Annotated in this window: 11 protein-coding genes; 6 read left to right on the top strand and 5 right to left on the bottom strand. The window is 41.4% G+C overall.

The window, feature by feature from the left end; all coding sequences use genetic code 11:
- Positions 1-112: 112 nt before the first annotated feature.
- On the top strand, positions 113-1213 hold the full coding sequence (locus tag A5N85_RS06585) for an AOC03_06830 family ribosome hibernation factor (RefSeq protein ID WP_072576521.1): 1101 nt from the start codon (positions 113-115) through the stop codon (positions 1211-1213).
- 73 nt (positions 1214-1286) lie between these two features.
- On the opposite strand, the gene A5N85_RS06580 is transcribed toward A5N85_RS06585, so the two are convergent.
- From A5N85_RS06580 to def, 5 genes are read right to left on the bottom strand one after another with little or no spacing between them, the layout of a single operon-like run.
- Positions 1287-3443 (bottom strand): HAMP domain-containing histidine kinase, encoded by a 2157-nt coding sequence (locus tag A5N85_RS06580; RefSeq protein ID WP_072576520.1) that lies wholly within the window; start codon positions 3441-3443, stop codon positions 1287-1289.
- Positions 3419-3931 carry a DUF4390 domain-containing protein gene (locus tag A5N85_RS06575; RefSeq protein ID WP_072576519.1) on the bottom strand — a complete coding sequence of 171 codons (513 nt, stop codon included), beginning with the start codon at positions 3929-3931 and terminating at the stop codon, positions 3419-3421. The genes A5N85_RS06580 and A5N85_RS06575 overlap by 25 nt, the downstream gene beginning before the upstream one ends.
- Positions 3928-5184, bottom strand: a complete 1257-nt coding sequence (gene rsmB / locus A5N85_RS06570; protein WP_072576518.1) for a 16S rRNA (cytosine(967)-C(5))-methyltransferase RsmB — start codon at positions 5182-5184, stop codon at positions 3928-3930. The genes A5N85_RS06575 and rsmB overlap by 4 nt, the downstream gene beginning before the upstream one ends.
- On the bottom strand, positions 5181-6113 hold the full coding sequence (gene fmt / locus A5N85_RS06565) for a methionyl-tRNA formyltransferase (protein ID WP_425451173.1): 933 nt from the start codon (positions 6111-6113) through the stop codon (positions 5181-5183). The genes rsmB and fmt overlap by 4 nt, the downstream gene beginning before the upstream one ends.
- Positions 6103-6654, bottom strand: a complete 552-nt coding sequence (gene def, locus A5N85_RS06560) for a peptide deformylase (RefSeq protein ID WP_072576516.1) — start codon at positions 6652-6654, stop codon at positions 6103-6105. The genes fmt and def overlap by 11 nt, the downstream gene beginning before the upstream one ends.
- A gap of 129 nt (positions 6655-6783) precedes the next feature.
- Between def and A5N85_RS06555 the strand changes: the two genes are divergently transcribed.
- The 5 genes from A5N85_RS06555 to A5N85_RS06535 form a co-directional block, all read left to right on the top strand.
- Positions 6784-7977 (top strand): LysM peptidoglycan-binding domain-containing protein, encoded by a 1194-nt coding sequence (locus tag A5N85_RS06555; protein ID WP_072576515.1) that lies wholly within the window; start codon positions 6784-6786, stop codon positions 7975-7977.
- Complete coding sequence (dprA, locus tag A5N85_RS06550; protein WP_072576514.1) at positions 7977-9134, top strand: DNA-processing protein DprA; 1158 nt, start codon at positions 7977-7979, stop codon at positions 9132-9134. Before A5N85_RS06555 ends, dprA begins: the two co-directional genes overlap by 1 nt.
- Positions 9135-9145: 11 nt before the next feature.
- The gene (locus tag A5N85_RS06545; protein ID WP_072576513.1) at positions 9146-9619 is read left to right on the top strand and encodes a DUF494 family protein; all 474 of its coding nucleotides are present in this window, start codon (positions 9146-9148) and stop codon (positions 9617-9619) included.
- A gap of 10 nt (positions 9620-9629) precedes the next feature.
- On the top strand, positions 9630-12056 hold the full coding sequence (gene topA / locus A5N85_RS06540; protein WP_072576512.1) for a type I DNA topoisomerase: 2427 nt from the start codon (positions 9630-9632) through the stop codon (positions 12054-12056).
- Positions 12053-12420, top strand: a 368-nt coding sequence (locus A5N85_RS06535; protein ID WP_072576511.1) for a MarR family winged helix-turn-helix transcriptional regulator, incomplete at its 3' end; no start/stop codon positions are given. The genes topA and A5N85_RS06535, both read left to right, overlap by 4 nt.

Below are 12420 nucleotides of genomic sequence, written 5' to 3'. Positions count from 1 at the left end.
TATATTTTTTATTTGAAATTGTTTTAATGTAAAAATATATTAATTAATTATTCTATAGTTATAGTTATAGTTATACTGAGCTTTCATTCAACCAACAATATAAAGGAAAAAAATGAAGTACGGTATTACTAAAGAAACGATTAAGCAATTACAACAATTAAAGCAATATCCAAGTTTAACGATTACATTGCCGACTCATCGGACTTCCCCAGATAATGAAAAAGATGCGATTCGTTTGAAAAATTTTGTTAGTGAAGCGCAAACGCGCTTAGAAGAAACATTTGGAAAAAGAGAAAGCGCAACTTTGCTTGAAAAGCTAAATGAACAAGTTGAGGCAATTGATCATCAATATAATGAAGATGGTTTAGTGATTTGTATTAGTGAAGAATATGCGGAAACATATCGTTTGCCTTATCGCTTGCCTGAGAGAGTTGCAATTGATGATAATTTTTATACACGTGATTTAGTTTATGCGCTGAATAGAGATAAGGTTTATTTCTTATTAAAGTTAGATGCGGAAGATACAAATTTATATCTCGGCCGTCGTGAGCATCTTTATCAAGTAACCGATTACGGTTTTCCTTTTGCTATTGATGGTGGAGCGCCTGGCGCGAATATTGGTAAAGATGAAACTCAAGCCTATAGAGATGAAATGGGCAAGATGTTAAAAGAAGTTAGCTCTGTGTTGACTAAACTCGAACAACAATATGATTTATCATTAGTAGTTGTTGGTATTGAGCGTAATTTAGGCTATTGGAATGAAACGGTTGGCAGTAAGCACAATGTTTTATTAACCATTGACGGTGGTTATACCAAGCATTCAGCACATGAGTTGGGTGAGTTGTTATGGCCACAAATTGAAAAGGCTTTTGATGAAAAACGTGCTGAAGTTTTCGAAGCAATAAGCGTGGCAAAAGGAAATAGTCAATTAGTTAGTGGGCTAGATGAGTGTTGGCAAGCTTCTTTAGATGGTCGTGTAGATACGTTGGTGGTGGAAACGGATTTAAGTATTCCAGCCGAAGTCAGTGAAGATGGCAGACAGTTGACAGTCTTAGCGTCTTCTAAAGTGGAAGGGGAACGCGCATTTTCAGATATTATTGATGAAATGATAGAGAATGTTTTGGCTGCTGATGGGCAAGTGGTATTTGTTGATAAGGATGATTTAAAAGAGGAACAAAAAAGTTATCCTTTAGTTGCTATCACACGTTATTAAGTTGAAGTATTAGCGCTAGCCAAGTGGTTAGCGCTAAGCCTTTTGAGGATTGAGTTTGCGCTATTTAGCGCATTTATTTTGTTTGAATGGGCAGGGTAATGATGATAGCAGCGCCTTTGAGGGTTTTGCTATGCCCTGCTTGTATGCTTCCTTGATGCTCTGTGATGATTTTTTTAACAATGGCTAAACCCAGTCCTGTTCCTTTGGTTTTGTTGGTGACATAAGGTTCAAATGGATCTTGTTTTAAATCAGCAAAGCCAGAGCCATTATCTTCAATGGTAAAGGTAATGGTTTTGCCATTGCTTTCAGTTTGCCAGAGGATATGAGTGGTTTCATTATCTGGCGTGGCTTCTATGGCGTTTTTTGTTAGGTTGTGAATCACTTGTCGGAGCTGAATTGGGTCAGCACACATTTCTGGTAACGGTTCTTTCAGTTGTAGTGTGAGTTCAATATCGGGATAGAGTTCAGCAATGTCTTTTAATAGGTGGTTGAAGTCGATGGCTTTTTGTCTGAGTTCTAAAGGTTTAGCGTATTGACTAAAGTCGCTCACCATTTGCTGCATGGCATCCACTTGATTGATAATAGTGGTTGTGGCTCTTTGTAGAATATGTTGGTCGCTTTCTTCGGAAAGTTTGTCACTAAGTTTTCTTTGTAAGCGTTCGCCTTGTAAGCGAATAGGGGTTAAGGGGTTTTTTATTTCATGTGCTAAACGTCTTGCGACTTCTTCCCACGCAGAATTTCTTTGGTTTTGCTGAAACTCAGTAACATCCTCAAAAACAATAACTTGTCCGCCGCGATTTTTATGGTTTTGTCTTGGCAAGCGGCTACCATGACAAATAAGGATTTTTCTTTGTCCAAATTGGCTAAGCGTGACTTCACAACGCCATTTCGTTTTCTGGATATGAGATGAAAGGGCTTGCATTAGTTCTTCATAACTGTCTTCGGGTGTTTTTTGGTTTTGTGGCGGACGTCGCCCTAAATGGCGATTCATTGATGTATCCAAGATGAGGATAGCAGCCTGATTTAGGGTTTGTAGTTTGCCGTGCCAATCAAGAGTAAGAACACCAGCGGTAATGTTTTCTAAGATAGTGGCAAGAAAGGTATTTTGTTCGGTGAGTTGATTTTGTATGTGGTTATTCATGCTTTCTGCGTCGCGCAAGGTGAGTAGCATGGCGTTAAAGTTATCTCCTAGCGTGCCTAAATCGTTTTCAGGTAAATCTGTGACTGGGGTGGAAAAGTCACCTTCGGTTACTTTTTTGGTGGCGTCGATGAGTTGTCTAACAGGACGAGTCATGGATTCGCCAAATAAGGCACTAATCCAAAGTGCGGTTAGAATGGTAAGTGCTAGGATAAAACTAAGAACAAAGAGTAAGCTTGTCGTGATATGCGGTTGTAAGAAGCGATAGGATTGATATTGACGATAGCTTTCTCTTACGCTATTTGCAAGGGAGTTAAAGGCGTCTGGCATTGGATAGTTAGCTTGCAAATAGTAAGGTTCTCGGTTGTGTTTATCAATATCAGCCAGCACTTTGATGGTATAGCGGTTATCGTCTGTTTCGTATTCAAAGTAGTCTTGTCCTTCGCGTGTACGAAGAAGCGCAGCAGGGGAGGGAGGGGTAACGTTCATAACGTTTAGGTTATTGTTTGCAAAAGCCACAAGATTGCCTTGATGGTCAAATACCGCAAGTTCATTAGCGCCTGAACGGCGTCGTAATCGCTCAATATCGCTAATCAGATCGGCATAGTTCATGTCTGTCATGGTATCAGCGAGGCTTTGAGTTTGGTTTAAGGCTTGTCTTGCTCTTAGTGTAATTGAGGTTCTTGCCAACTGTAAGCTGTCTTCTAGGGCATCGGAAACTTGGCTATTAAAGGTTTTGCCGAGGTCGTAGGAAAGGAATTGCCATGCAAATGCGCCAATAATTCCCACTGGAATAATGGTGGTAATGAGCATGCGTAAGGCAAAGCTTAAGGAAAGTCGAGCGCCACTTTTGTGTTTTCGAATACGATAAAAGAGGCTAAAGATCTGCCAGATGGTGATAATTAATAAAACAGCTAGCCCAATAGCAATGGTAATAAGCATTTTGGTATAGCTAGGGTCTGCCATTTCTGGATGAGTTGCTGCTTGGCTGAGGTGATAGAGTGCATAAAGGGTTGCGCTGACTCCCAGTGTGCCAAAAAGGATAAAGGCAATAATTCGGTTAAAGGTTATTTTGAAGGTATTTGCGGACATAGCCACCAGCCACTATTGATATGCCAACTGTCAGAGAGAAGCGCGCTGAGTCGAAGTGAGAAAGGAAGTCGATCGGTTGCTAAGCTAAATCGAGCGCGAATATGGTTAGAAGATGTACCAGAAAAATGAAAGTCTTTGAGTGTTCCTAATTCGGCAAGCGCATCTTCAAGGTTTTGGTAACTGAGCTTTTGATCTTGTTCATCCGTAATACGATAGGAAAAGGTGAGATGGTTGTAGCTTAGCCTGCGCAAGATATTAAAGGTTTGCGGTTTTGAAAACCATTTGGGTGCGCGTGCTTCAATTTGGTAGCGAAAATATAAGGGAATACCGCTTTTTATCGCTTCGATGGGGTTGGCTTCTAGTACTATTCGTGTTTTTAGCGTTAGAAGCCATTGATTATCCCCAAGTTGACAGCTTCCTTTTTCGATTTCAGCATCAGCGATACCGAGCTGTGTCAGGATAAGCAAGATGAATAAGCGGTATTTCATGATTGCTTGTGTAATAGGGCGTAAAAGAAGCCGTCTCCGTATGCGTCGGGTAGGCGCAATAGTCCATGCCCAGTATCTTCGCTATAGGGAACGTCAATCGGGGATAGTTGTGCTTGTGGTTCGGTGAGTAAGAATTGTTCGATAAGCTGCTGGTTTTCACGCGGTAAAATGGAACAAGTGGTATAAAGGAGTCGTCCACCGGGTTTCAAGGTTTGCCATAGCTGGCGTAATAATCGCATTTGTGTTTTAGGCAGTTGTTTTAAATCTGCTGCTGTGCGTAAAAAAGCAATATCTGGATGTCGGCGGAGAATACCGCTACCACTACATGGCGCATCGAGTAAAATGGCATCAAACGGTTGTTTGTTCCACCAAGTTTTTAGTTCGCTAGCATCGGCGCGAATAAGGTTTGCTTTTAGCTGTAGGCGATTAAGGTTTTCTTCTACGCGGGATAGACGTTCTGCTTTGTTATCTAAAGCAGTTAAATAGGCTTCTGGTGCAAGTTCTAGTAAATGTCCTGTTTTTCCACCGGGAGCTGCGCAGGCATCTAAAATGCGTTCACCATTTTTGGGTGCTAATAAACTAGCAGCTTGCTGGGCAGCAGCGTCTTGAACGCTAATTTGTCCTTCTATAAATCCCGGGATATCGTTGACTTCTCTGCCGTGATGTAAGGTTACTGCTTGAGGATGTAGTAGATTGGGATAGCCGAGTTCGGAATGTTGCTGAAGCCATTGTTCGCGATTATCGCGAATGCGGATGGTTAAAGGGGGTTGTTGGAGATTGGCGGTTGCGAGTTCGTTTGCCCGCATTTTGTATGCGCTGGCTAACCATATAGGGAGGTTTTGAATGCGGTATTGGTTGAGCTTTTCTAAGCAGTTTTCGCGTTCTCGTTGGACGCGTCGAAGGATGGCATTGATGAGTCCTTTCGCATTGCCGACTCGATTTTTTGCCGCAAGAGAAACGGTTTCGTTAATAACACCATGATCGCCTAAGTCCATCCGTAGTAATTGGTAAATACCAAGGTTAAGTAAAATGCCTACTTGCGGTTGCTCAGCACTTAATGGGCTTTTTAATAAGCGATTGCGCAGGCTAACGAGCGCAGGATATTCGCGTAAGGCTCCATATACCAATGCTTGATATAAAGCGCGGTCCGCTGAGCGAACTTTAGCTTTGGTTGGTGCCAGTAAGGTATTAAGGCTTTCTTGTTCTAATATAACGGCGTAAAGGGTATTGAGGGCGGCTTGGCGTGCGTTCATAGAAATTGTTGTCCGGTTAAGTCGCGACTATTTTTGAGCTGAGCCGCCGTAGTGATGGTTTTGCTAGGAAATTGAAGTTGAATAAGGCGAACGGTTCCTTCTTTGGTCGCAACATCAATGCCTTCAGCATGATGAGAAATAACAGTGCCTGAAGGAGCTTGCGCGGTTTCTGATAAGGCTATCGCTTGATGAATGCGAATGGTTTCGCCGTTGAGTTGGGTGTGCGCGACGGGATAGCCTGAGAAAGCGCGAATTTTACGCACGATGGTATAAGCGTCTTCTTGCCAGTTAATGGCAGCTTCTTGTTTGGTAAGTTTGTGTGCGTAAGTAATGCCTGTGGTGGGTTGAGGGGTTGGGCGTTGTTGTTCTGAGAGAACTAATGGCAAGGCTTCTAAAAGTGCTTCTGATCCTAGTTGCATCAATGTGTCGTGTAATTCTTGCGCGGTGGTGGTGTCGGTAATAGGAGTGCGTTTTTCTAGCCATACCGCACCAGTATCTAGTCCAGCATCCATTTGCATAATGCCAACTCCGCTTTCTGTGTCGCCCGCTTCAATGGCGCGTTGAATAGGCGCTGCGCCCCGCCAACGCGGCAGTAGGGAAGCATGAATGTTTAAGCATCCTAAGCGCGGAATGTCTAAAAACCATTGGGGCAGTAGAAGTCCATAAGCGGCAACAATAATTAAATCAGGTTGCGCAAAATCTGGAAAAGGATTTTCTGTGAGTTTGCTTGGTTGTTCTACGGGTAGTTGGTGATTGAGTGCTACTTGTTTCACAGCGCTCATTTGTATTTTGCGTCCGCGTCCAGCAGGACGATCAGGTTGGGTTAAAACGCCAGCGATATGATATTGTTGATTTTCAATAAGTGTCGTTAGCGCATGTGCGGCAAAAAGCGGTGTGCCCGCAAACCAAAGTGTCGGCTTAGTCATGATGTTTCAGAGATTTAGCTAGTTTTTTTTCGAGACGTTCGCGTTTTAGGCGAGAAAGATGGTCAATAAAGAGTACACCATTTAAATGATCAATTTCGTGCTGAATACAAACGCCAAGTAAGCCAGTTGCTTCGCGTTCTTGAGGCTCACCATGAATATCTCGATATTTGACTCGAATTTCAGCAGGTCGAACGACGGTGGCATATTGTCCAGGTAACGATAAACATCCTTCTTCATGTTCAGCCAATTCTTCTGAAACTTCGGTGATTTCTGGATTGATAAGGATTAATTTATCATGTGGATGGGGAATTTTTTCATCCGTCTCTTTTTCCTGTTCATGGCGCGATATTCTAGGTACATCCATCACAACAATTCGCTCATGGATATTCACTTGTGTCGCAGCTAAGCCAATGCCATGGGCATGGTACATGGTGGAAAACATGGTATCGACGATAGCAGATAAGCGTTCACCAAATTGTTTTACTTCAGTCGCTTTTTGGCGAAGACGTTTATCTGGATGAATAAGAATGGTGTAATCAGTCATATTTGCTCCAACAACCATTTAAGGATGTTTTTTCTTAAATTATGGTAGGAAAATTGTTTTATTACGGCTATTATACGCAATACGACTATTTAGGTTAAATCAAACGGACTGAAACGCGAGGAGTGTAAGGTGTTAAAAAGCCGTATAAATGGATTATTGGTAGGAATGTCGGTAGCTGCCATTATTGCAGGATGTAGCTCGCCGAAAGATCCTTTCTTAAATCGGATGGAGCGTCCGACAGAGCAATGCCTAGCAGAGGGTATTACAACGGGTGACGCGCAACAAGCGTTTGGTGATCGTCAGGTGCTACGTTATGTGGTTAAAAAAGGCGATACGTTATGGGATATTTCTAAGCGCTTTTTAGTATTGCCTTGGTATTGGAAACAATTATGGTATGACAATCCTCAAGTGCGTAATCCGCATCTTATCTATCCGGGAGATGTCTTATCTGTGGTGACTTTAAATGGTGAGCGTAGAATTACCATTACGGAAGCCAATAGCCGTTATCATGGCGCCAATACAGGTCGCTATACCAAAAATGGTTTACCTATTTATAAATATAAGCCAGGCTACAGAGAGTATTCTCTAACAGATGGTCCAATTACTTTTGCCTATGGCGCAATTGCCCCATTCTTATTGCATACAGAAGTTTTCTCAGCTGAGCAAGTTAAAGGATTGCCGAAAATTTTTGGAAATGCGGGTGATTACTTAACCTTGACAGATCAACAAGAAATTTATACTAAACATTTACCTGAAGAGCAAAAAGATTACCGAGTTTATCGGGTAGGACAACAGTTATTAGATTATAGTTTATTAAAAGCTCAAGGTGGTTCACGTCGCTTTGAGAAACCGCCTGTATTAGGCTATCAAATGGACTATGTGGGGCAAGTTAGTGTCATAGGAGATGATATTTCAAGCGATTTAACAAAACTCAAGCCCGTAGAAGTCGCTCAAGTGATGCAAGAAGGGGATGTGCTAGTTCCACTTAATGCGCATGAAGAGTTAGATTACTTTCCAAAACTTCCTTCACCACAATGTAACCGTGGTTATATGTTGAGTAATACTAATACACAAACGTTGATGGTAAAAGAATTTGATACCGTTATTACCAGCTTTGGGGAAGATAATCAGGCAGAAGTCGGGGATATTTGGAAAATTGTTCGCCCGGGACCAATGAGAAATATTGATGGTCAAGTGGTGAAAATTCCAGCAAAAGAATTAGGCTATTTAATGATTATAAAAGTCTATCCGCGTTATAGCTTAGGTTTTGTATTGGAATCTACACAAAATATTGACTTGACGGATTCACTTGTACGACCTTAATGGAAGAAAGAGTAAAAACTTGGTGTCGATTTAATCGAATATCCGGTTTAGGTATTAAGTCAGGTATGGAAATTCTGGCGACCTTTGGGTCGCCAGAAGCTTTTTTTGCGGCAAGCGATGCGGATGTTCGTAAGTGCTTAACACAAATTGATGAAAAGCATTGGCAACAGTGGCGAAAGCACGCAAAAGAAGTCGATATTACATTAGATATTGAGTGGTTAGAAAAAGCAGAGAATCGCCATATCATTACCATTGATGATGCACGTTATCCGCCGTTATTAAAAGAAATTTCCGACCCTCCACTATTGCTGTATGTAATGGGAGAGGTTGAGCTATTAAATTTTCCTCAATTGGGTATTGTAGGAAGTCGGCAATCTACGCAGGGAGGAGAGCAGTTTTGTGCGTCTATTTGCGCGAATATTGTTGAAAAAGGCATTGTGATTACCAGTGGAATGGCATTAGGGATAGATGGAGCAGCTCATCGTGGCGCATTGGCCGCAGGGGGAAAAACACTAGCGGTTGTAGGAACGGGATTAGATCGTGTGTATCCTGCGCGTCATAGAGAATTAGCGTATCAAATTGTTGAAAATGGTGCGATTGTTTCAGAGTTTCCTATTGGGACAGGGGTTAGACAACATCATTTTCCTCGCCGTAATAGGATAATCAGTGGATTATCTTTAGGTGTTTTAGTCGTCGAGGCTTCTATCCAAAGTGGCTCTTTAATTACCGCAAAACAAGCCGCAGAACAAGGGCGAGAGGTATTCGCTGTTCCGGGTTCTGTTTTTAATCCGCTGAGTAAAGGTTGTCATGCGCTTATTAGGGAAGGGGCTAAATTAACAGAGTCAGCGGAAGACATTTTAGAGGAGTTGTTGCCTTTGGCGTTAGCTGGACAAGCGCTTTTAAATACGGCAAATGACGTAGAAAATGTAAATATAAAATCTGTTAAAGATTCATCATTGCCTATTGAAGCTGAAAGTGATTTGACTCCTGAACAGGTACAGTTATTATCAGCAATGGGCTATGACCCTTGCCGTGTGGATGATTTGCTTGAACGCTTAAATTTGACGATTGCCGAAATTTCCGCCATGCTGTTAATGCTTGAGCTGGATGGCCGAGTACAATCTTTGCCCGGCGGGCGCTTTCAGCGTTTGAATTAGAAGAGGGTGTAATGCGCGAATCTGTGATTGATATTTTATGCTATTTATTTGATGATGTTTTACCTGAGCAAGCGGGAGAATTGCCTAATTTGGCGGAAATGACAGGGTATCTACAAGCAGCTGGATTTGAGCGGGAAGATATTGGGCGAGCGATAGAGTGGTTTTATGCCTTTGGTGAATTAAAAGGACCAGCAATTCTCTCTAAATCCTCTTCTCTTCGTGTCTTTTCCACGCAAGAAAAAGCGTATTTAAACGCAGATTGCCAAAATTTTTTATATGGTTTATTACGTTTAGGGCTTATCAATGCCAGTTTAATGGAAGTCATTATTGAGCGAGCACTAGCGCTTGAGGAACCTTTAGATATTGAAACATTACGGTGGGTTGCTTTAATGGTTACCATGAACGCACAAGAGGAATTATCAGCGACGCAAAATGCTTGTTTAGAGCAATGGTTGGTGGCTGATGAGGTAGGGACACTGCAATAGACGAGGCACTATGAGTAAACATTTAATCGTTGTAGAGTCGCCAGCAAAGGCGAAAACCTTACATAAATATTTAGGCAAAGATTATGAAGTATTAGCTTCATACGGACATGTGAGAGATTTAGTGCCAAAAAATGGTGCAGTTGAGCCCGATAATAATTTCGCAATGAATTATGAAGTTATTGAGCGAAATGCCAAACATGTTAATAACATTGTTAAAGCATTAAAAAATGCAGATGATTTATTGCTAGCAACTGACCCTGACCGTGAAGGTGAGGCAATTTCATGGCATCTTTATGAATTATTAAAAGAACAAGGCGCTTTGACGGATAAACCTGTGCATAGAGTCGTGTTCCACGAGATTACCAAAAGGGCCATTTTAAATGCAGTGGAAACGCCTCGACAAATTGCAATGGACTTAGTAAATGCTCAACAAGCAAGAAGAGCATTAGACTACTTGGTTGGCTTTAATCTCTCTCCGCTTCTTTGGCGAAAAGTACAGCCGGGCTTATCAGCAGGTCGAGTACAGTCACCAGCGCTTAGAATGATTGTGGAGCGTGAAAGAGAAATTGAAGCTTTTAAAACACAAGAATATTGGAAAATTTTTGCGGATAGTCATCATCAGGAACAAGCATTTAAAGCCAATCTATCGGTTTATGCCGGTGAAAAAGTTGAACAGTTTAGTTTTACAGAAGAAGAACAAGTTAATAAGGTCATTTCTGAGCTAAAAAAACTTGCTAATGGAACGCTTACAGTTGCAGAGGTTATTGCGAAAGATCGTAAACGTAACCCAGCAGCGCCTTTTATTACTTCTACGCTTCAACAAGAAGCTGCCCGTAAATTACGTTTTACCGCTCAGAGAACCATGCGAGTCGCACAACGCTTATATGAAGAAGGATACATCACTTATATGCGTACAGACTCAGTAAATTTAGCGCAAGAAGCGATAGTGGCAATTCGAGAATGGGTAGAAGAACAGTATGGTAAAACTTATTTGCCCAAAACACCTAGAAGCTATACAACCAAATCTAAAAATGCTCAGGAGGCACATGAGGCTATCCGTCCAACTGATATAAAATTAGATAGCAATGCATTACCAGCGGATATGACAGTTGATGAAAGAAAACTGTATGATTTAATTCGCAAGCGTGCTTTAGCATCACAAATGGCATCAGCAGTGATGGAACAAGTCAGTGTGGTATTACATGCTGGAAGCGAAGCCTATCAATTTCGTGCCACTGGCTCAACGATTAAGTTTCCTGGTTTTATGAGCGTCTATTTAGAAGATCAGGACGATACTAGCAATGAGGAAGATGAAGGGCTATTGCCTGCTATGAAAGTAGGAGAAAAAGTTGCGTTAAAAGACATTTTAGGAACGCAACATTTTACCGCTCCGCCGCCTCGTTATTCTGAAGCAAGTCTAATTAAAGCATTAGAAGAAAAAGGCATTGGTCGCCCTTCTACTTATGCGAGTATTATTTCAACATTGCTCAATAGAGAATACGTTGAACTAGATGCGCGTCGCTTTATCCCAACCAGTATTGGAAAAGTCGTCAATGACTTTCTCACCAATCATTTTGAGCGTTACGTTGATTATGATTTTACCGCCAATTTAGAAGATGATTTAGATGCGGTTTCACGCGGAGAGCAGGAATGGAAGCCACTACTAGGAAGTTTCTGGCAAAATTTCAGTGAAAAAATTGAAGAAAAGAAAGATATTTCTCGCGAAGAAGTTATGCAAGCAAGAGAGTTAGGACAAGACTCTAAAAGCGGAAAACCAATTAGCGTTCGATTTGGTCGATTTGGACCCTTTGTGCAAAGAGGAAGTAAAGATGATGAAGATAAGCCAGACTTTGCCAGTATTCCGCCAGAGTGGGATTTTGAAAAAATCACATTGGAGCAAGCATTAGAGTTATTTAAATTACCAAGAACTTTAGGTCAAAACGAAGAAGATGGAGAAATTGTCACAAATATTGGAAGATTTGGTCCTTATATCCGTTTTGGCAAGAAATTCGTTTCCTTACCAAAAGAGGAAAATCCTTTTACGGTAACGCTTGAGCGAGCACTAGAACTCATTGCAGAAAAGAAAGAAGCTGACCGACAAAAATATATCAAAGAGATAAAAAATCAAGATGAGATATTACAAGTTTTAAATGGTCGCTTTGGTCCTTATGTAACAAATGGTAGTATTAACGCTTCGATACCAAAGAAAATGGACCCACAGACGTTGACTTTGCCAGAAGCTTTGGAGCTTCTTGAAAAAGCCCAAGAGAGAAAAGCGAAACGAGGAAGTAAAAAAACGGCGAGTAATTCGACGAAAAAAACGACTTCGAAAGCCAAATCTACTGAAGCAAAGAAGAAAACCTCTGCGGGAAAAACAACTCGCCGGACTAGCACCCGCAAAACGGCAAATAAAAGTGATAAAAAGAGCGCAAAATGATTGATGACTTAGATGATTTACGCCATGGTTTTGGTTTTTTAATGCACGATACAACGCGTTTAATGAATCGTTACTATGATAGACGAGTGCGTATTTATGGTATTACGCGTACGCAATGGACATTATTAACTTATCTTTCGCGTTATGAAGGAGTTAGCCAAACAAAATTAGCTGAATATATGGACTTAGCACCTATGACGTTAACGCGGCAGATTGATAAACTAGAGCAAGATGGTTTGCTTGATCGTCGTCAAGATCCAAAAGATAGACGAACGAATTTGATTTTTTTGACGGAAAAAAGTCAACCGCTTATGAATCACATGCATGAAATTGCGGTAGAAGCTAAGGAGGCTGCACTGAAATT

The sequence above is a fragment of the Suttonella ornithocola genome (genome assembly GCF_001889065.1).
GTDB lineage: Bacteria > Pseudomonadota > Gammaproteobacteria > Cardiobacteriales > Cardiobacteriaceae > Suttonella_A > Suttonella_A ornithocola.
The sequence above is the reverse complement of the archived record's forward strand: the minus strand, read 5'-3'. Positions and strand labels throughout refer to the sequence as shown.

Bases quoted from the DNA above. Each gene is read 5' to 3' on its own strand.
- dprA (WP_072576514.1), top strand. From the start codon at position 7,977: ATGGAAGAAAGAGTAAAAACTTGGTGTCGATTTAATCGAATATCCGGT.
- A5N85_RS06580 (WP_072576520.1), bottom strand. From the start codon at position 3,443: ATGTCCGCAAATACCTTCAAAATAACCTTTAACCGAATTATTGCCTTT.
- def (WP_072576516.1), bottom strand. From the start codon at position 6,654: ATGACTGATTACACCATTCTTATTCATCCAGATAAACGTCTTCGCCAA.
- A5N85_RS06545 (WP_072576513.1), top strand. From the start codon at position 9,146: ATGCGCGAATCTGTGATTGATATTTTATGCTATTTATTTGATGATGTT.
- rsmB (WP_072576518.1), bottom strand. From the start codon at position 5,184: ATGAACGCACGCCAAGCCGCCCTCAATACCCTTTACGCCGTTATATTA.
- A5N85_RS06585 (WP_072576521.1), top strand. From the start codon at position 113: ATGAAGTACGGTATTACTAAAGAAACGATTAAGCAATTACAACAATTA.
- A5N85_RS06575 (WP_072576519.1), bottom strand. From the start codon at position 3,931: ATGAAATACCGCTTATTCATCTTGCTTATCCTGACACAGCTCGGTATC.
- topA (WP_072576512.1), top strand. From the start codon at position 9,630: ATGAGTAAACATTTAATCGTTGTAGAGTCGCCAGCAAAGGCGAAAACC.